General features: G+C 71.7%; 18 protein-coding genes. 8 read left to right on the forward strand and 10 right to left on the reverse strand.

The features are described from left to right. On the reverse strand, positions 1-3171 hold the full coding sequence (locus D3272_RS22890) for an efflux RND transporter permease subunit (RefSeq protein WP_129221534.1): 3171 nt from the start codon (positions 3169-3171) through the stop codon (positions 1-3). Continuing rightward, positions 3165-3386 (reverse strand): hypothetical protein, encoded by a 222-nt coding sequence (locus D3272_RS22895; protein ID WP_129221535.1) that lies wholly within the window; start codon positions 3384-3386, stop codon positions 3165-3167. The genes D3272_RS22890 and D3272_RS22895 overlap by 7 nt, the downstream gene beginning before the upstream one ends. Positions 3387-3565: 179 nt before the next feature. Between D3272_RS22895 and D3272_RS22900 the strand changes: the two genes are divergently transcribed. Further along, positions 3566-4195: a TetR/AcrR family transcriptional regulator gene (locus tag D3272_RS22900; RefSeq protein WP_428978015.1), complete on the forward strand. Its 630-nt coding sequence runs from the start codon at positions 3566-3568 to the stop codon at positions 4193-4195. Positions 4196-4286: 91 nt separating this feature from the next. After that, positions 4287-4601, forward strand: a complete 315-nt coding sequence (locus D3272_RS22905) for a hypothetical protein (RefSeq protein ID WP_129221537.1) — start codon at positions 4287-4289, stop codon at positions 4599-4601. Positions 4602-4607: 6 nt separating this feature from the next. Here D3272_RS22905 and D3272_RS22910 read toward each other — a convergent pair whose 3' ends face one another. Continuing rightward, on the reverse strand, positions 4608-5138 hold the full coding sequence (locus D3272_RS22910) for a CreA family protein (RefSeq protein ID WP_129221538.1): 531 nt from the start codon (positions 5136-5138) through the stop codon (positions 4608-4610). Positions 5139-5342: 204 nt separating this feature from the next. Between D3272_RS22910 and D3272_RS22915 the strand changes: the two genes are divergently transcribed. Further along, a complete protein-coding gene (locus D3272_RS22915) occupies positions 5343-6413 on the forward strand; it encodes a DUF2865 domain-containing protein (RefSeq protein ID WP_129221539.1) in 1071 nt (356 codons plus the stop codon). Here D3272_RS22915 and D3272_RS22920 read toward each other — a convergent pair. From D3272_RS22920 to D3272_RS22945, 6 genes are all read right to left on the reverse strand, one after another. Next, positions 6376-7725 (reverse strand): glutamate--tRNA ligase, encoded by a 1350-nt coding sequence (locus D3272_RS22920; RefSeq protein ID WP_129221540.1) that lies wholly within the window; start codon positions 7723-7725, stop codon positions 6376-6378. The two genes, D3272_RS22915 and D3272_RS22920, sit on opposite strands and share 38 nt — an antisense overlap. A gap of 157 nt (positions 7726-7882) precedes the next feature. Next, positions 7883-8572 carry an ABC transporter ATP-binding protein gene (locus D3272_RS22925; RefSeq protein WP_129221541.1) on the reverse strand — a complete coding sequence of 230 codons (690 nt, stop codon included), beginning with the start codon at positions 8570-8572 and terminating at the stop codon, positions 7883-7885. Further along, the gene (locus D3272_RS22930; protein WP_129221595.1) at positions 8569-9867 is read right to left on the reverse strand and encodes a lipoprotein-releasing ABC transporter permease subunit; all 1299 of its coding nucleotides are present in this window, start codon (positions 9865-9867) and stop codon (positions 8569-8571) included. Before D3272_RS22930 ends, D3272_RS22925 begins: the two co-directional genes overlap by 4 nt. A gap of 25 nt (positions 9868-9892) precedes the next feature. After that, positions 9893-11242 carry a proline--tRNA ligase gene (gene proS / locus D3272_RS22935; protein WP_129221542.1) on the reverse strand — a complete coding sequence of 450 codons (1350 nt, stop codon included), beginning with the start codon at positions 11240-11242 and terminating at the stop codon, positions 9893-9895. Between the two features lie 176 nt (positions 11243-11418). Further along, the gene (locus D3272_RS22940) at positions 11419-11715 is read right to left on the reverse strand and encodes a hypothetical protein (protein WP_129221543.1); all 297 of its coding nucleotides are present in this window, start codon (positions 11713-11715) and stop codon (positions 11419-11421) included. Beyond that, a complete protein-coding gene (locus D3272_RS22945) occupies positions 11712-14291 on the reverse strand; it encodes an HWE histidine kinase domain-containing protein (protein WP_129221544.1) in 2580 nt (859 codons plus the stop codon). Before D3272_RS22945 ends, D3272_RS22940 begins: the two co-directional genes overlap by 4 nt. Positions 14292-14461: 170 nt before the next feature. On the opposite strand from D3272_RS22945, the gene D3272_RS22950 reads away from it, so the two are divergent. From D3272_RS22950 to D3272_RS22970, 5 genes are read left to right on the forward strand one after another with little or no spacing between them, the layout of a single operon-like run. After that, positions 14462-15079, forward strand: a complete 618-nt coding sequence (locus tag D3272_RS22950; RefSeq protein WP_129221545.1) for an anthranilate synthase component II — start codon at positions 14462-14464, stop codon at positions 15077-15079. Further along, positions 15079-16116 (forward strand): anthranilate phosphoribosyltransferase, encoded by a 1038-nt coding sequence (gene trpD / locus D3272_RS22955; protein WP_129221596.1) that lies wholly within the window; start codon positions 15079-15081, stop codon positions 16114-16116. Before D3272_RS22950 ends, trpD begins: the two co-directional genes overlap by 1 nt. A 2-nt stretch (positions 16117-16118) precedes the next feature. Further along, a complete protein-coding gene (gene trpC, locus D3272_RS22960; RefSeq protein WP_129221546.1) occupies positions 16119-16922 on the forward strand; it encodes an indole-3-glycerol phosphate synthase TrpC in 804 nt (267 codons plus the stop codon). Beyond that, positions 16919-17407, forward strand: coding sequence for a cyclic pyranopterin monophosphate synthase MoaC (moaC, locus tag D3272_RS22965; RefSeq protein WP_129221547.1), 489 nt, complete (start codon positions 16919-16921; stop codon positions 17405-17407). Before trpC ends, moaC begins: the two co-directional genes overlap by 4 nt. A 2-nt stretch (positions 17408-17409) precedes the next feature. Continuing rightward, positions 17410-18639, forward strand: coding sequence for a molybdopterin molybdotransferase MoeA (locus tag D3272_RS22970; RefSeq protein ID WP_129221597.1), 1230 nt, complete (start codon positions 17410-17412; stop codon positions 18637-18639). A gap of 85 nt (positions 18640-18724) precedes the next feature. On the opposite strand, the gene D3272_RS22975 is transcribed toward D3272_RS22970, so the two are convergent. After that, entirely contained in the window at positions 18725-19453 is a 729-nt protein-coding gene (locus tag D3272_RS22975) for a hypothetical protein (protein ID WP_129221548.1), read from the reverse strand. Between the last annotated feature and the right edge of the window lies 1 nt (position 19454).

The raw sequence follows: 19454 nt of genomic DNA on the forward strand, positions 1-19454 counted from the left end.
TCACTCGGCGGCTTCGGCGCGCCGGGGCGGCATGACGGCGTGGTGATGGGCGGGCGGGGACGCCGCGTCGGCGCTGCGGCCCTCGCGCATGCGCTCGATGACGGCGTAGAACACCGGCACGAAGACGAGGGTGAGGCCCGTGGCGGCCAGCATGCCGCCGAACACGGTGGTGCCGATGGACTGGCGGCTCGCCGCGCCCGCCCCCGTCGCCACCACCAGCGGCAGCACGCCGAGGATGAAGGCGAAGGCCGTCATCAGGATGGGCCGCAGGCGCAGCCGGCCCGCCTCCATGGCGGCTTCCACGATGCCGGCCCCCTCCTCGCGCAGCCGCCGGGCGAACTCGACGATCAGGATGGCGTTCTTGGCCGCGAGCCCGATCAGCATGACGAAGCCGATCTGCGAATAGACGTCGATCTGCATGCCGCGGACGTAGAGGGCGAGCAGCGCGCCGAACAAGGCCAGCGGCACGGCGAGCAGCACCATGAAGGGCATGGTCCAGCTCTCGTACTGGGCCGCCAGGATCAGGAACACGAACAGGATGGCGAGGCCGAAGATGAGGCTCGCCGCCGAGCCCGCCTTCAGTTCCTGGAAGGTGATGCCGGTCCATTCATAGGCGAAGTCCCGCGGCAGCGCCGCTTCCGCGGCGCGCTGCATGGCTTCGACCGCCTGCCCCGAGCTGAAGCCCGGCGCCGCCGCGCCGTTGATCTTGGCGGCGGCGTAGTTGTCGTAGTGCGGCACCGTTTCCGGGCCCACCGTGGGCTTGAGGGTGCCGAGCGTCGACAGCGGGACCATGCCGCCGCTGCTGTTGCGCACGTAGAGCCGCGACAGCGCGGATGCGTCGGCCCGCGCCGCCTTGTCGGCCTGGATGGTGACCCGGAAGGTGCGGCCGAAGAGGTTGAAGTCGTTGACGTAGAGCGAGCCGAGATAGACCTGCAGGGTGTTGAACACGTCCGGCAGGCTGAGGCCGAGCAGTTTGGCCTTGTTGCGGTCGAGGTCGTAGTCGAAGGCCGGCGTGCCGGTGGAGAAGGAGGTGAAGAGCTGGCGCGGATCGAGCGCGGGCTGCTTGCGCGCTTCGGCGATCACCGCCTGGGTGGCGTCGTTCAGGGCCGCCGAGCCGCGGCCCGTGAGGTCCTCCACCTCGAACTCGAAGCCGCCGGTCGCGCCGAGGCCGGGGATCGACGGGGGATCGAACGACAGCGCGAAGGCGCCGGGGATGCCCATCAGCTTGGGCCGTACCGCCGCCACGATCCTGGACGCCTGCTGCTCGGGGGGACGCTCGTCCCAGGGCTTCAGGATGGCGAATTCCACGGCGGAATTCGACTGGGCGGCGCTGGTCAGGAAGTTCAGCCCGCTGATCGAGCCGACGATCTCGACGCCGGCCTCGGCCTGGAGCACGTCGCGGACCTGCTTGGCGACCGCGTCGGTGCGCTCCAGCGAGGCGCCGTCCGGCCCCTGGATGACGACGAAGAAATAGCCCTGGTCCTCGACGGGCAGGAAGGTCGACGGGATGCGCTCCCACAGGCTGTAGGTGCCGAACAGCATCAGGGCGAAGCCCGCCAGCAGCCCCCAGCGCAGCGCGATGAAGACCCGCACCATGCGGGCGTAGCCGTGCGACAGCCAGTCGAAGCCGGCGTTGAACCAGCGGAACAGCACGAAGGGCTGGCCGTGGCGGTGGCGCAGGAACACGGCGCTCAAGGCCGGGCTCAGCGTCAGCGAGTTGAAGGCCGAGATGCCGACCGAGATCGCCACCGTGAGGGCGAACTGGTTGTAGAGCCGGCCCGCCACGCCCGGGATGAAGGCCACCGGCACGAAGACCGCCATGAGCACGGCGGTGGTCGCCACGATGGGGCCCGTCACCTCGGCCATGGCACGACGCGTCGCCTCCATGGGCGGGTGTCCCATCTCGAGCTGGCGCTCGACGTTCTCCACCACCACGATGGCGTCGTCGACGACGAGGCCGATGGCCAGCACCATGCCGAGCAGGCTCAGCATGTTGAGCGAGAAGCCGCAGACCTCCATGACGGCCAGGGTCGCGATCAACGACACCGGGATCGCGATGGTCGGGATGATGGTGGTGCGCCAGCTCTGCAGGAAGACGTAGACCACCATGACGACGAGGATCAGCGCTTCGGCCAGCGTGATGACGACGTCGTGCATGGAGGCCGACACGAATTTCGTCGTGTCGTAGTGCATGGCGTAGTCGATCCCCTTGGGGAAGCGCGCCTTCAGCTTCTCCATCTGGTCCTTCACGGCCGCCTGGAGGGCGAGCGCGTTGGAGCCGGGCTGCTGGTAGACCGCCAGCACCACGGTGGGATCCTTGCCGAAATAGGCCGTGGACGCGTATTGCAGCGCCCCGAGTTCGATGCGGGCGACGTCGCGCAGCCGCACCACGGAGCCGCCCGACGGGTCGGCCCGGACCACGATGTCGCCGAACTCCTCGGGCGTCGACAGGCGGCCGATCGCGTTGACCTGCATCTCGAAGGCCGTGCCGGCGGGCGCCGGCGACTGGCCGATCTTGCCGGCCGCCACCTGGATGTTCTGTTCGGCGATGGCGCCCTGGACGTCGGTGGCGGTGATGCCGAGCTTGGCCAGCCTGTCGGGATCGAGCCAGACCCGCATCGAATAGCGGCGTTCGCCGAAGATCGACACGTCGCCGACGCCGGGCAGGCGCTTCAACGGGTCGACGATCTGCAGATAGGCGTAGTTGGAGAGCGCCACCGGATCCACCGAGCCGTCCGGCGAGGTCAGATTCACGATGAGGACGAAGTTGGGGTTCTGCTTCTTGATCGTCACGCCGGCCTGGTTGACGATGGCGGGCAGCGACGAGGACGCCTGCGACACGCGGTTCTGCACGTCGACCGCCGCGATGGCGAGGGGATAGCCGACGTCGAACGTCACCGTGATGGTGGAGGAGCCGTCGTTCGACGACGAGGACGACATGTAGGTCATCCCCTGCACGCCGTTGATCTGCTGTTCGAGCGGCGTCGTCACGGTGTCGGCCACCACCTGGGCGCTGGCGCCGGGATAGATGGCGCTGACGACGACCTGGGGCGGCGTGATGTCGGGGAACTGCGCGACGGGCAGCAGCACGTAGCTGATCGCCCCCGCCATGACCATGACGAGGGCGACGGCGGAGGCGAAGATCGGCCGCCGTGTGAAGAAACTTACCATACGGCGATGTCCGTGGGCGAGGCCGCGCGGGCGCGGGCGGGCGTTGAAGCGGTGGGCCGGGCCGCGGGGCCCCGCCGGCCGTCGAGACGCCGCGCCGTGGAGCGCAGCAGGGTCTCGAAGCCGCGGCGGTCGACGTGGTCGGCCCTGAGCACGGCGCCGATCATCGGGTCGGCCAGGGCTTCGTCGAGGGTCAGGTCGCGGGCGATGCAGCTCATGGTGGCCTCCTCGTCGGCGCGTCGGGGACGCCCGATCCGCGACGGCCGGGGCCGTCGCCCGCGGCTCCGGAGTCGTCGTTGACCCGGCTTCGCGGTTCTGTTACCGATCAGTAACAAGCCGGACGTTACCGGCCGGTAACAGAAGCGTCAAGGCCATGGGCGAGAAAATCGCGGCAGTTCTGGACCGGGCCACTTCCAAGCCCGGCGACCGGTCGCCCACCTCCGCATGCTGCTCCGACGGCAAGCCGAAACCGCGCGACCGCATCGTGGCGACGGCGCGCGACATGTTCCACCAGCACGGATTCCGGCCCGTCGGGGTCGAAGCCATCGCCGAAGCCGCCGGCACCAACAAGATGACGCTGTACCGCCATTTCGGCTCGAAGGACGAGCTGATCGTCGAATGCCTGAAGTCGGTGGCGGCCGAAGCCGAGGCCCAGTGGCGCGTGCTCGAGGCGCGGCACGCCGGGAACCCGCGGGCGCATCTCGTCGCCTGGGTGCGGGAGGCCGCCGATTGCGTGCTGGCCGACGGGCGGGGCTGCTCGCTGGCCAATGCCGCCGTGGAACTGACCGAGGCCCACCACCCTGCCCGCAGGCTGGTCGAGCTGTGCAAATCCGCCTACCGCGACCGCATGGTGGGGCTTTGCCGCTCCGCCGGCATCGCCCAGGCCGAGAACCTCGCCGACGCCCTCTCGCTGTTGCTCGAAGGCGCGCGCGTCAGCCGACAGAGTGTCGGGGCCGAGGGTCCCAGCGCCAAATTCGTCCGCACCGCCGAAGCCATGATCGCGGCCTTCGCCAGCGAGGAGGCCTGACGGCCGGTTTCGCCGGCCGTTAAACCTTTAGTGACCTCGTTTCGCCACCTTGGGCTCACGGCACCGCCACAGTCCGAGGACTTCGACACCCATGGCCTTGCAGGCTTCCATCACTCGCGCCGTCGCGATCGCCGCCGGCCTGGCCCTCGCCGCCGCCGCGACTCCTGCCGCGGCCGGGGAAAACTACGTCATCCCGTCGAGCGACGGCTACGGCATCAGCGACTGCATGCATTCGGGCGTCGACTGCGGCCGGGTCATCGCCGACAGCTGGTGCGAATCGCACGGCCACGCGCATGTGCTCGCCTACGGCACGGTCGACGACGTCACCGGGTCGGTCCAGGCCAGCACGAAGCCCGAGCCGGTCAAGGCCGCGCCGGGTGACATCGTGATCCGCTGCGGCGATTGAGGTCCGTCACCCCTTGAACGCATCCGCGCAGCGCGGCGGCTCGCCCGCCGCGCCCCAGGGCATGATGGGCACCGCCGAGGTCGAGTTCTTCGGCGAGCCCTCGATGAGCTTGTCCGAGTAGACCATGTAGACCAGCGTGTTGCGCTTGGCGTCGCAGCCCCGCACGATCTGCATGTGCTTGAAGAAGAACGAGCGCTTTTCCGAGAACATGACGTCGCCCTGGCCGAGCTTGTCCTTGATCCGGATCGGCCCGACCTGGCGGCAGGCCAGCGACACGTCGGACACTTCCTCGGCCACGCCGAGCGCCCCGGCGATGCCGCCCTTCTCCGGCACGGTATAGAAGCACGAGACCCCGTCGACCGCCGGGTCGTCCACCGCATAGGTGGCGAGCTTGTCGCTGGGCGTCAGCGCGCGCCACTTCGTGGATTCCTTGAAGATCAGGTCCGGTCCGTCGGCGGCCCGCGCCGGTGCGGCAGCCAGGGTCGCCAGGGTCGCCAAGGCGGCGCCGGCAGCGGCGATGAGGGCGGGAAAGCGCATCGGAACTCCTCGGCGACGCCGCGAGCCTCGCCGCGACCGGGCCTTGATGCACCGGATCGCGCCCGAGGTACACCGCGCCGCGGCCCCTCGACGGGCCGCCATCTTGTTTCGGCCAAGAATGTCGTCATCACTCGCGCCATGACCCGTGCTGGACCGCGCCGCCGCCCTGCCCCGCCCTTTGGCCCCTCGGCCCCGAACCTGCCCGTGCTGGGCTTCCTGGCCGCCTTGGCCGCCTTGGCCCTGCCCGCCGTCCCGGCCGGGGCCCAGGCGGTCGACTGCCCGGCCCTGCGGGCCGAGATCGACGGCGTCGGCCGGCCCGGCGACCCCGGCCGCTACGCGGTCGCGCTGCGCCAGCAGCAGGGGGACATCGCGCGGACGCGGGCCTATGCGGACCAGTCGGGCTGCGGCGACGGCCTCTTCGATGATCCGGACTCGCCCGAATGCCGGGCCCTGGCGCGACGGCTCGGGACCCTCGAGGACGGAATGCGGCGCCTGCAGGACCAGGCGGCCCGGGCCGCCGACGGCGGCGCCGAGGACCGGCGCCGCGCCCTGCTCGAATCCTACAATGCCGAATGCGGCATCGCCCGGACCGAAGCCGACGCGCCCCCCGCCACCCTGCCGGTCGACCCCGATGCGCCCTCCGTCAGCGACACGCCGGACGCCCCGGCGCCCGCCACGGCGGCGCGCTCCCCCGTCGTGCTCTGCGTCCGCCATTGCGACGGCGCCTACTACCCGCTCGCCACCGACGTGCGCCAGGACCGCCTGGCCGACATGGACAGGATCTGCCAGGCGCAATGCCCCGCCGCCACCGCGTCGGCCTATGCGGGGCGCGACGCCGACGACGTGGCCGACGCGCAGTCCACCGAGGGCACCCGCTACACGGACCTCGCCGCCGCCTTCAAGTTCCGCAAGGGCCCGACGGGGAGCTGCGCATGCCGGGCGCCGAACCAGAGCTGGGCCGACGCCCTCGCGGGCGCCGAGGCCATGCTGGAGCCGCACAAGGGCGACGTTACCGTGACGCCGGCACTGGCGGAATCCATGAGCCGCCCCGCGACCCCGCCCGCCGCGACGCCGGCCAGGACACTGCCGGCCAAGACGATGCCGGCCAAGACCACACCCGACAGGACCACGCCCGACAGGGCCACGCCCGCGCCGCGGAAGGCGGCCCGCAGGCCGGCCGCTCCCGACGCCATCCCGGTGCCAGACGCGCCTCAGCCGCCCGACGCGGCGCAGGACCTCACGCGGGAATTCCGGCGATCCGGGCCGACGCTCTAGCCCGGCCGATCAGGGGCAGCAGTGACTTCAGGTCGGGGCCCGCGTCCCGCCCCGTCAGCGCCAAACGCAACGGATGGAAGAGCGACCGTCCTTTGCGGCCGGTGTCGGTCCGGACGGCGGCCGTCCACGCCCCCCAGGTGTCGGCAGTCCACGGCTCCGGCGGCAACAGCGCGGCGGCGCGCTCCAGCAGAGCCTCGTCCTCGACGAGCGGCTGGACCATATCCTCGACGACGCCCCACCACTCGGCAGCCTCGGCGAAATGCGCGAGGTTGCCTCGCACCGCGTCCCAGAAGGGCTCGGCCTTGTCGCCGACGATCCCGAACAGCGCCAGCCGATCCGCCACGGCGGCGAAGGGCAGGCCGTGCAGGGTCTTGGCCGACAGGGCCTGGAGTTCGGCCTCGTCGAAGCGCGCCGGGGTCCGCGACAGCTGCCGGAGGTCGAACCCGGTGGCGAGGTCCTCGAGCGACGTCACGGGCCGCAGGGCCGCCGAGGAGCCGGTCAACACCGCCATGGCGGCCACCGCCAGGGCCTCGATGCCCGCGTCCCGCAGCGCCCCCACCGACAGGGCGCCGGAGCGTTTCGACAGCCCCTCGCCAGAAGCCGTGACGAGCAGGTTATGGTGGGCGAAGGCCGGCGACGCCGCGCGGCCCAGGGCTGCGAAGAGCTGGATCTGCACCGCCGTGTTGGTGACGTGGTCCTCGCCGCGGATGACGTGGGTGATGCCGAGGTCGATGTCGTCGACGACCGACGGCAACGTGTAGAGGAAGCTGCCGTCCTGGCGCACCAGCACGGGGTCGCTGAGGGACGCGCAATCGATGCTGCTCGGCCCGCGCACCAGGTCGTCCCAGAACACGATGCCGTCGTCGAGTCTGAAGCGCCAGTGGGGGCGCCGCCCCTCCGCCTCGAGGGCGGCGCGCTGCTCGGCCGACAGGGCCAAAGCCGCCCGGTCGTAGACGGGCGGCAGGCCGCGGGCCTGGAGGCGCTTGCGGCGCCGGTCGAGTTCCTCGGCGGTCTCGTAGGCCGGATAGAGCCGGCCGGAGCGCTTCAGCCGCTCGGTCGCCTCCCCGTAGAGCGCCGTGCGATCGGACTGCCGCACCACGAGGTCCGGCCGGATGCCGAGCCAGTGCAGGTCGGCCTCGATGGATTCGGCATATTCGGGCCGGGACCGCTCCGCATCGGTGTCGTCGAACCGCAGCACGAAGCGCCCGCCCGCGGCCCGGGCGAAGAGGACGTTGAGCAGCGCCGGCCGGGTGTTGCCGATGTGGATGCGCCCGGTGGGGGACGGGGCGAAGCGGACGACGGGAAGCGACATGCACCCTCCTATGGCGGAGGCGGCGAGGCGACGCAATGCGGCCGCGGCGCGGTCCCGTCACGGTCAGGCGAGGCGTCGAACCCGTGCCTGAACGCCCCCGACGACAGCCGAGCTTTCCCCGCGGCCTCCCGGCGAAGGGGCGTCCGCCCGGATCGCGTCAGTCCAACTCCACCACCAGGCCGTCCTGGAGCGTCACGCGCCGGTCCATGCGCGCCGCGAGGTTCATGTTGTGGGTGGCGATGAGGGCAGCCAGGCCCGTCGCCCGGATCAGCGACGTCAGGGTCGCGAAGACGTGGTCGGCGGTATGGGGGTCGAGGTTGCCGGTCGGCTCGTCGGCCAGCAGCATGCCGGGGGCGTTGGCGACCGCGCGGGCGATGGCGACGCGCTGCTGCTCTCCGCCCGACAGTTCCGCCGGGCGATGGTCGCAGCGCTGCCCGAGGCCCAGGAAGGTGAGGAGTTCGCGTCCCCGGTCCCCCGCCTCGCGGCGGCTGAGGCCCGCGATCATCTGCGGGATCACGACGTTCTCGAGCGCGGTGAACTCCGGCAGGAGGTGGTGCGCCTGGTAGACGAAGCCGATGGCGGTCCGCCGGAGCGCGGTGCGGTCCGGATCCGCCATGGCGGCGGTCGGTGCCGCGCCGACGTAGACCTCGCCGCCGTCGGGCTTCTCGAGCAGCCCCGCGACATGCAGCAGCGTCGACTTGCCGGCGCCCGACGGCGCGACCAGCGCCACGGACTGGCCGGGCCACAGCGTCAGGTCGGCGCCGCGCAGGATGCCGAGCGTCGTCTCGCCCTGGCGGTAGCTGCGCTTGACGCCGCTCAGCGTGAGGGCGGGTGCGGAGGCCATCATTCGTAGCGCAGCGCTTCGACGGGGTCGAGGTTGGCGGCCCGCCACGATGGATAGACGGTGGCGAGGAGCGACAGCGCCAGGGCCATGCCGGTCACCGCCAGCACGTCCCCGGGTTCGATGACGGAGGGCAGGTGGGACAGGAAGTAGAGCTCCGAGGGGAACAGGTCGGCGTGCATCAGGCTGTTGAGGGCGGTGCGGATGCGCTCGATGTTGCTGGCCACGAGGACTCCCAGGGCGAGCCCCGCGAAGGTGCCGCTGACGCCGATGGAGGCACCCGCGATGAGGAAGATGCGCAGGATGGAGCCGCGCGACGCCCCCATGGTGCGCAGGATGGCGATGTCCGAACTCTTGTCCTTCACCAGCATGATCAGGCCCGAGATGATGTTCAGCGCCGCCACCAGCACGATGAGCGTCAGGATGATGAACATCACGTTGCGCTCGACGTTGAGCGCGTCGAAGAAGGTCTTGTTGCGCTGGCGCCAGTCGGTCATCACGGCCGGCCGCTCGATGGCCCGGTCGAGCCGCAGGCGCACGGCGTCCATGTGGTCGGGATCGTCGACGAAGACCTCGATGACGGAGGCCTCGCCGTCCTTGTTGAAGTAGCTCTGCGCTTCCGCCATCGGCATGTAGACGAAGGACGAATCGAACTCCGACATGCCGATCTGGAAGATGGCCACCACCGGGTAGCTCTTGATGCGCGGCGCCACGCCGAAGGGCGTCTGGGCGCCCTTGGCGGTCAGCACCGAGACCTGATCGCCGAGGCTGAGACCCAGGGATTCGGCGAGTCGCTGGCCGATGGCGACGCCGCCGGACTTGTCAAAGTCGTCGAGCGTGCCCTGCACGACATGGCCTTCGATGCCGGGCAGGCGGCGCAGGTTGGGGCCCGCGATGCCGCGCACCAGCGCGCCGGATTGGTTGAAGGGCGAGGAGACGCCGGCCGCGCCCTCGATCATGGGGATGACCAGCTTGACGCCCGGCACGGCCTCGAGCCGCTTCGCCACCGCGTCGTAGTCGGTGAAGGGCGTGTCGGTGGCCTGCACGAAGACGTGGCCGTTGATGCCGACGATCTTGTTCAGGAGTTCCTGCCGGAAGCCGTTCATCACCGACATGACCACGATGAGCGTGGCCACGCCCAGCATGATGCCGGCGAAGGAGAACCCCGCGATCACCGACACGAAGCTCTTGGCGCGGCGCGCCCGCAGGTAGCGCAGCGCCACGATCCACTCGAACGGCGAGAAGGCCCGCGTCGCGCGGGCTCCCCCACGCGGGGCGGCGGCGGCTTCGGCGTGGGCCATCGTCATGCCGTGTTCCTCGTGGCGTTCAGCGGGCGGCCGGGACGGGCGCGAGCTGCGCGACCAACCGGTCCAGGACCTCCCCGGGGGCGAGCAGGTCCTTGGCGCCGGTGCGCCGGTGTTTCAGTTCCACCTTGCCGTCGGCCAGCCCCTTCGGCCCGACGAGGACCTGGTAGGGCACGCCGATGAGGTCCAGCGTCGCGAATTTGGCGCCCGGCCGCTCGTCGCGGTCGTCGTAGAGCGCGTCGATGCCGGCGGCGAGCAGGCCCCGGTAGAGGGTCTCGCAGGCGGCGTCCGTCTCGGCATTGCCGGTCTTGAGGTTGGCGATGCCGACCGTGAAGGGCGCGACCGAGTCGGGCCACAGGATGCCGGCCTCGTCGTGGCCGGCCTCGATCAGCGCCGCGACGACGCGCGAGGGGCCGATGCCGTAGGAGCCCATGTGGACCGGCACGGTCTTGCCGTCGGGCCCGCTCACCACGGCGTTCATCGGCTCCGAATATTTGGTGCCGAAGTAGAAGATGTGGCCCACCTCGATGCCCCGGGCGGACACGCGGTCCGCTTCCGGGACGGCGTCGAAGCCGGCCGCGTCGAACTTCTCGCTCGTGGCGGCGAAGCGCGACGTCCAATGGTCGACGACGCCCTGCAGGCCCGCGACATCGTCGAAATCGATGTCGGCGGGCGGCGGCGCGAAGCCGAGATAGTCCTTGTGGCAGAACACCTCGCTTTCGCCGGTCGACGCCAGGATGATGAACTCGTGGCTGAGGTCGCCCCCGATGGGGCCCGTGTCGGCCACCATCGGGATGGCGGTCACGCCGAGCCGCGCGAAGGTGCGCAGGTAGGCGACGAACATGCGGTTGTAGCTGTGCCGGGCGCCCGCGGCGTCGAGGTCGAAGGAGTAGGCGTCCTTCATCAGGAACTCGCGCGACCGCATGACGCCGAAGCGCGGCCGCACCTCGTCCCGGAACTTCCACTGGATGTGGTAGAGGTTCAGCGGCAGGTCCTTGTAGGACCGCACCGAGGCGCGGAAGATTTCCGTCACCATCTCCTCGTTGGTCGGCCCGTAGAGCATCTCGCGCTCGTGCCGGTCCTTGATGCGCAGCATCTCCTTGCCGTAGTCGTCGTAGCGGCCCGACTCGCGCCACAGGTCGGCGGACTGCACGGTCGGCATCTTGATCTCGATGGCGCCGGCGCGGTTCTGCTCCTCGCGCACGATGGCGTTGACCTTTTCCAGCACCCGCAGCCCGAGCGGCAGCCAGGCGTAGATGCCGGCCGCCTCCTGGCGGATCATGCCGGCCCGCAGCATCAGGCGATGCGACACGATCTCCGCTTCCTTCGGCGTTTCGCGCAGGATCGGCAGGAAGTATCGGCTGGAACGCATCAGGATCGTCTCTGGACTTGGGGCATCGGCACTCGCGGTGCTGGCGGACCCCGGAGCCGGCTAACAAACGCATAGGCGGGCAAAACACAAGGCGCGCCGCACCTCGTGCGGAGCTTGCCCCCTCGGTGCGAGCGGAAGCATGGCGTTTCCACGACAGTCCGGCGAAGGGGCGGCGTTCAGGACCCGAGCAGGGCCGCCGCGATCTCGTGCCATTCCGCCGCGAGCGGCGCCGTGGCGACCGGCCGGCCGGCGCGGCGGTACCAGTAGCGGGCGTTGCCGGCATCGCCCTCGCGGCGGTGCAGGTAGGCGTGGACCCAGGCGGCGTCCCGGCCCTCCTCGTCGGCCGCGGCCGCGGCATGGGCCCGGTCCCAGTCGCCCCTGCCGTCCCACCACAGCGCCAGCAGCGGCGGGGCGAGGCCGGGCGGCGGCACCGCGTCCTCCCGGGACGAGCGGGCGAAGTCGGCGGCGTTCATGCGGCGGGCTCGGCGGCCAGGGCGGCCTGCACGCCGCCGAGCGCCATGCGCAGGGCGGCGCCGTCATAGGGCTTGGACACCACCGGCACGGCGCGGAATCGCTCCGGCATCATGATGCTTTCGCCGTAGCCGGTGGCGAAGACGAAGGGCAGGCCCAGCGTCACCAGCCGATCCGCCACGCCGAAGCTGGTCTCGCCCGACAGGTTCACGTCGAGGACCGCGACGTCGAAACTGTCGACGCCGAGCAGGCGGTTGGCATCCGCGATGGTGCCCGCCACCTCCACGTCGAGGCCTTCCTCCGCCAGCATCGCCTGGGCGTCGAGCGCGATCATCATGCTGTCCTCGACGAGCAGAAGCCGCTTGGCGTTGAGGTCCGTCGCCGGCAGCACCACGACGTCGGGCTCGACCTCGCCGCCCTCGACCTCGCCGATATGCAGCGCCGGGATGAGGAAGGAGCCGTGCACCCCCTGGGTCAGGTATTCCACCCGCGCTTCGCCGCGCAGCTCGAACGGGATGGTCTGCTCGACGATGACGCTGCCGAAGCCCCGCCGCTCGGGCGGCTGGACCAGCGGGCCGCCGAGTTCCCGCCACTCGATGCGCAGGTCGCCACCGCCCTCGCGCGACCAGATCACGCTGAGGCGCCCCGCGCTGCGGCTCAGCGCGCCGTATTTCGCCGCGTTGGTCATCATCTCGTGGAACACCAGCGCCAGGGCCTGGTAGGCCCGCGAATCCAACGTCACGCCGGGCCCCACGAGGGACACGCGCTCGGGCGAATGGGTCCAGGCGCGGGCCTCGGCCTCGAGCAGGCGGCGCAGGGGCGCGCGGTGCCAGCCCGTCTGGGTCAGCTGGTCGTGGGCCAGCGCCAGGGCGCGGATGCGGTGTTCGAGGTCGCCGGCGAAGCCCTCCATGGTGAGGGCGTTCTGCCGGCTCTGGCGCACCAGGGAGCGGATCAGCGCCAGGATGTTCTTCACGCGGTGGTTCAGTTCGGCGATCAGCGTCGCCTGGCTTTCCTGCGCGGCCCGCCGCTCGCTGTTGACGATGTCGGCCCGGCGCAGGATGACGTCGAGCAGCGAGATGCGCAGCGTTTCGGCGATCTGCAGCTCGGCGGGCTGCCACGGCACCGATTGGCCCCGCACGGTTTCCTTCCAGGCGTCGAAGCTCGTCCGCGGCCCGATGCGGGCGCCCCCCTGCTCCACGATCACGGGCTTCGTGGGGTCGCCGCCCCAGGTCACGGTCTGGACGACCTCGGCGCGGAAGAACAGCAGGTATTCGCGCGGACGGCGCGAGAAGGGGATCGACAGCACGCCGCTGACGTCCGCCACATAGGCACCCGCCGACGCCAGCTCGCGCGACAGGGCCGCGGTGGCGTAGGGCTGCTGGGGGTCCCGCTCGCCGAGGTGGCGCACGAGGTCCGGCATGGCTTCGGGCGGGGGCGTGGTGCCGACCGCGATGAAGCCCTTCTCCGACCACACGCCGTATCCGTCGCAGGGGATCATCTCGACGACGAGGTCGCGGAAGCGCGCCGGGTCGTCGAAGATCGACACTTCCGCCGACATGGCCGCCATCAGCCGGTCGTGGGACTTGCGCAGCTCGTCGGTGAGCATGAGCTCGCGCGCCTGCTCCTTGGCCTCGATCTGCAGCGAAAAGATCTGTCCGAACAGCTCCGCGGCCGCGCAGGTCGACGAGGAGATGCGCCGCGGCGACGAGTGGTGGCAGGCGATGAGGCCCCACAGCGCGTCCCCCACCATCAGCGAGATGGTGAGCGTGGCATGCGAGTCCATGTTGCGCAGGTATTCGAGGTGGACGGGCGACACGCTGCGCAGCGCCGCGAGGCTGAGGTCGGCTTCCGCGGCCGCGCCCGAGCGGGCCAGCAGCGGCACCGGCTGATAGTTGACGTCCGGGATCAGGCGCAGCCACTGGCGGCGATACAGCGCCCGGGCCTGGGCCGGGATGTCGGACGCCGGGTAGCGCAGGCCCAGGAAGGGGGTGAGGCCCGAGCGCAGCGCCTCCGCCCGCACCTCGCCGGTGCCGTCGGGCAGGAACTTGTACACCATGACGCGGTCGAACCCCGTCACGGCCCGCACCTGGTGAGCGGCGAGGTGCAGGAAGCGTTCGAGCGTCGGGGCCCGCTTCAGCCGGCCCACCATGCTCTTCACCAGCGTGATGGGATCGGTGGCGAGCGTGTCGGCCCCCTTGCGCGGGATGATCTCGACCACGGCGTTCGACGCCGCCATGTGCACGGTGAGGTCGTAGCGGTCCGGCCCGTCGTCGATGGGCTGGTCGATCAGCCGCTCGGCTCCCCCCGAGACCATGGAGGCCTGGAGCACGTTGCGCAGGTCGTGCAGCGTTTTTTCGGGCAGCAGCGTGTCGAGCGTCGCGTCCAGCATGGCTTCGGCCTCGCGGCCGAGCAACTGGCCGGCATTGGCCGAGACGGCGCGCACCACCCAGGACGGCAGGGTGCAGAACAGCAGGCACCCATAGGGTTGGATGGCGCCCGGCATGTGGATCCGTTCCCGCTCGCAGGCCGACAGGTCCGGGAGCGGCGGGGGCACGGTGGGCGTCTCGGTTTGGTCCATCTGATCCGTTTCGAACGACGTCGCGCGCGAGGGGCGTCGACCTCTCTGATAGCCGAAACCCGACCCGGTGCCAAAGTCCTCGGCGCGGCGGGCCGCGGCATGGCGCCTCGCCTTGACCTCGCGGGCGTGCCGCCCGATAGGTGCGGGACCGCGCAGAAGGCTAAGGTCCCGTGCCGAGAGTCACCCTCGTCGACAATTACGACAGCTTCACCTGGAACCTGTTCCACGACCTCGGGGCGCTCGGCGCCGACGTCACGGTCGTGCGCAACGACGCCGCCACCGCCGAGGAGATCCTGGCGGCGGCGCCGGACGCCATCGTGCTGTCGCCGGGGCCCTGCACGCCGCGGGAGGCGGGCGTGTGCTGCGACCTGCTCCGCCAGGCCGGGGACAGCGTGCCGATCCTCGGCGTATGCCTCGGCCACCAGGCGATCGGGGACGTCTACGGGGGCGACGTCGTGCGGGCCAGGGTGCCGATGCACGGCAAGGTGTCCACCGTGGACCACGGGGGCCGCGCCGTGTTCCGCGGCATCAACGGCGCCTTCAAGGCGACGCGCTACCATTCCCTCGTGGTCGACGAGGCGACGCTTCCGGACGAGCTCGAGGTCACGGCCCGCTCCGAGGACGGCACCATCATGGGCCTGTCGCACCGCGCCCACCCGGTGCACGGCGTGCAGTTCCATCCCGAAAGCATCGCCTCCGAGAACGGCCGGGTCATCCTGAAGAACTTCCTCGACCTCGCCGAAGCCTGGAACGCGAGCCGGGCCGGCGCCGGCGAGGCGTCCCGGTGATGGACGGGTTCAAGCCGCTCCTCGGCAAGGTCGCGACCGGCGCCGCCCTCACCCGCGCCGAAGCCGAGGCCGCCTTCGACCACCTGCTGTCCGGCGAAGTGACGCCGGCCCAGACCGGTGCCTTCCTGATGGGCCTGCGCGTGCGCGGCGAGACCGTGGCGGAGATCACCGGCGCGGTCGCCGCCATGCGGGCCCGCATGGCCCGGGTTTCGGCGCCCGAGGGGGCCGTCGACATCGTCGGCACGGGCGGCGACGGCTCGGGCTCCTACAACGTGTCGACGCTGGCGGCGCTGATCGTGGCGGCCTGCGGCGTCCCCGTCGCCAAGCACGGCAACCGCGCGGCCTCGTCGCGCTCGGGCGCCAGCGACGTGCTGGCGGCGCTCGGCGTGCGGGTCGGCGGCACGCCGGCATCGGTCGAACATTGCCTCGCCGAGGCCGGCATCGGCTTCATGATGGCGGGGGCGCACCATGCCGCGATGCGCCACGTGGCTTCGGCCCGCGTGGAACTCGGCACCCGCACGATCTTCAACCTGCTCGGCCCGCTGTCCAACCCCGCGGGCGTGCGCCACCAGCTGCTCGGCGTGTTCTCGCGCGCCTGGCTGGAGCCGCTGGCCGAGGTGCTGCGCAACGCCGGGGCGGCGCGTGCCTGGGTGGTGCACGGCTCGGACGGGCTCGACGAGATGACCACGACGGGCCCGACGGAGGTGGCGGAGTTGCGCGACGGCGCCATCCGCCTCTTCGAGATCACGCCGGAGGAGGCCGGCCTGCCCCGCGCCGCCGCGGCGGAGCTGCGCGGCGGCGACCCGGCCCACAACGCAGCGGCCCTGCGCGCCGTGCTGGCCGGCGCCCGCACGCCGTATCGCGACATCGCGCTGCTCAACGCCGCCGGGGCGCTGCTGGTGGCGGACCGGGCCGGAACGCTTCGCGAAGGGGCGGCCCTGGCGGCCCGCGCCATCGACGACGGGCACGCCGCCGCCACGCTGGAGCGGCTCGTCGCCGCCTCGCAGCACGAAGCCCCCCTGACCCGGAGCGCCTGAGCGTGGCCGACATCCTCGAGCGCATCGAAACCTACAAGCGCGGCGAGATCGCCGAAGCCAAGGCGCGGGCGCCCCTCGCCGAACTGGCCCGCCGCGCCGCCGACGCGCCGCCGCCGCGCGGCTTCGCCCGCGCCCTCGCGGCCCGGCACGCCGAGGGCCGGCTGGCGCTCATCGCCGAGATCAAGAAGGCGAGCCCCTCGAAGGGGCTGATCCGCCCCGACTTCGTGCCCGCCGACCTCGCCCGCGCCTACCAGGCCGGCGGCGCCGCCTGCCTGTCCGTGCTCACCGACGCGCCCTCGTTCCAGGGCGCGCCCGCCTTCCTGCAGCAGGCACGCGACGCCTGCGGACTGCCGGTGCTGCGCAAGGACTTCATGTTCGACCCCTACCAATGCGTCGAGGCCCGGGCCTGGGGTGCCGACTGCATCCTCGTCATCATGGCGGCGCTGGACGACGCCACGGCGCGCGAGATCGCGGCGGCGGCGGACGACCTGGGCATGGACGTGCTGGTCGAGGTCCACACGGACGAGGAGCTCGACCGGGCGCTGGCCCTGCCCTGCCGCCTGCTGGGCGTGAACAACCGCGACCTGCGCAGCTTCGCCACCGACCTCGCCACGTCGGAACGATTGGCGCCGCGCATCCCGGCGGACCGCATCGCCGTCGGCGAGAGCGGCATCGCCACCCCCGCCGACTGTGCCCGGCTGGCGCGCGTCGGCATCCGCACCGTGCTGGTCGGCGAAAGCCTGATGCGGCAGGCCGACGTCGCGGCGGCGACGCGGGTTCTGCTGGCGGAAGGTCTTCCGGCGTGAGCGGCCTCACCCACATCGACGCCGCGGGCGAGGCCCGCATGGTCGAGGTCGGCGGCAAGGAGGTGACGGACCGCGTCGGCGTCGCCGGCGGCACCGTGCTGGTCGCGCCCGCCACGCTGGCGCTGATCCGGTCGGGCGACGCCAAGAAGGGCGACGTGCTCGGCACGGCGCGCATCGCCGGCATCATGGCGGCCAAGCGCACCCACGACCTGATCCCGCTCTGCCACCCGCTGGCGCTGACCTCCGTCAAGGTGGACCTCGCCTGCGAGGCGGATCCCCCGCGCGTCACCGTCACCGCCACCGTCAAGACGTCCGGCCGCACCGGCATCGAGATGGAAGCGCTGACGGCCGTCTCGGTGGCCTGCCTCACCGTCTACGACATGGTGAAGGCCGTCGACCGCTCCATCCGCATCACCGACATCCGCCTGCTGGAGAAGCGCGGCGGCAAGTCCGGAGACTGGGTCGCCGACCCGGCCGCGCCGTGACGCTGCCGCCCCTGACGCCCGTCGCCGAGGCGCTCCGGCTGATCCTGGCCGGCGCCGCGCCGCCAGCCCAGGTCGACAGCGTCCCGCTGCGCCGTGCGGCGGCCCGCGTCCTGGCGCGACCGCTGGCGGCGCTGCGCACGCAGCCGCCCTGCGACGTGTCGGCCATGGACGGCTACGCGGTCCGGGCCGCCGACATCGCCGCCGTGCCGGCGACGCTCGGCGTGCTCGGGGAAAGTGCGGCCGGCCGGGCCTTCGCCGGGACGGTCACGCCCGGCGGCGCGGCCCGCATCTTCACGGGCGCTCCCGTGCCGCCCGGCGCCGACACGGTGGTGATCCAGGAGAACACCGAAGCCGGGGACGGGCGCGTGACGGTACGGCAGGCGGAGGCGCCCGGCCGGCACATCCGCCGGGCCGGGCAGGATTTCCGCGAGGGCGAGAGCCTCCTGGCCGCGGGCCGCCGCCTGGGTGCCGCCGACATCGCGCTCGCCGCCGCCATGAACCACCCGGCGCTGCCGGTGTTCCGCCGCCCGCGCGTCGCCGTGCTGGCCACGGGCGACGAACTGGTCGAACCCGGCCAGAATCCCGGCCCCGGGGAGATCGTCGCGTCGAACAGCTACGCCCTCATGGCGCTGGCCGAGGCCGCCGGCGCGGAGGTGATCGACCTCGGCATCGCGCGGGACGACATGGGCGCGCTGGCGGCCTCGTTCGCGCGGGCCCGCGAGGCCGGAGCCGACCTGCTGGTGACGCTCGGCGGCGCCTCGGTCGGCGACCACGATCTCGTGCAGCGGGCGCTGGTCGCCGAAGGCATGGACCTCGGCTTCTGGCGCGTGGCCATGCGGCCCGGCAAGCCGCTGATGCACGGGCGCCTCGGCCCCATCCAGGTGCTGGGCCTGCCCGGCAACCCGGTGTCGGCCATCGTCTGCGGGCTGCTCTTCGTCGTGCCGCTGGTGAAGGCGCTGTCGGGCGACCGCCATGCCGCCGAGGACATGGCCGAAGCCGCCGTCCTCGCCGGGCCGATGCCCGCCAACGACGCCCGGCAGGACTACATGCGCTCGCGCATCCTGGCGGCGGACGGCGGCATCGCCCGCGTGATGCCGGGCCCGCGCCAGGACTCCTCGCTCCTGAAGGCGCTGTCCGATTCGGATTGCCTCGTCGTCCGACCGCCGCACGCCCCCCCGGCGGCCGAAGGCGACGCCTGTCGCATCCTGAGGCTGTCGCGCCTCGGCGCCTGAGGCGCGGGCGTTTCGCGCCGCCTTCCTGTACCCGTCATCGATCCCTGGCGGCTGACATCGCTCCGTGGCGGGATTAAACGGGATATCAGGGGATTTCGCGGTTCGATTTCGTCCTCCGAGGGTGGCGGTCTGACTTCGCTCCGTCCAGCGCTGCGCCATGCGCTTCGTCCGAGCCTCCATCGTCGAGTGCTGCGGCGTGCCCCTCGGGCGCTTCCGCCTCTCTCGCCACCCCAGTCAGTTCAACACGCGCCGCCTCAGGCGACGCCGTGAAGTGAACAGGAGACGCGTAGGGCCCTGCCGAAAGGGTAGCGTTCACGACGGCGTTGCCGTCGACCATCGCGCGATATGCCGCGATGCGGTCGCCGACATCCAGATGGTCCAGCCCGGAGGCTTCGACGAGCTGCCCGATGGACAGCGTCCCGCCCTCGTGCAAACGGATGAGCAGGCCCATGCACCCTTCTGAGTTCGGCACCGGCCCGGCTTGCTCGACGTCCTCCTCCGGCAGCTCTTGCGCTGCCGCGTGGCGCAGCGCGTAGGCATAGGCCGAGGCCGGCACCGTCACCATCTCGACGCCGCCGATTGTCGTCACCAGTGGCTTGACGGTGACGAGATTGAACGCACCCCGGAGCGCGCGGTCCCCGAGGAAGGTGGCAGGGTCGAACTCCCGCACGACCACGACAGTCGGACCTGGCGCGTGGGCTGGCGGAGGCGGTTGACGGCCGTCGAGTAGGCTCGCCGGATCGAATGGTGCGCGGGTCGGCGGGCGGGCGGTGATGAGGTCGACCGCGCGGGCCGCCGGGTTCTGTTCGTCCATG

This window comes from Lichenibacterium ramalinae, from assembly GCF_004137085.1.
GTDB lineage: Bacteria > Pseudomonadota > Alphaproteobacteria > Rhizobiales > Beijerinckiaceae > Lichenihabitans > Lichenihabitans ramalinae.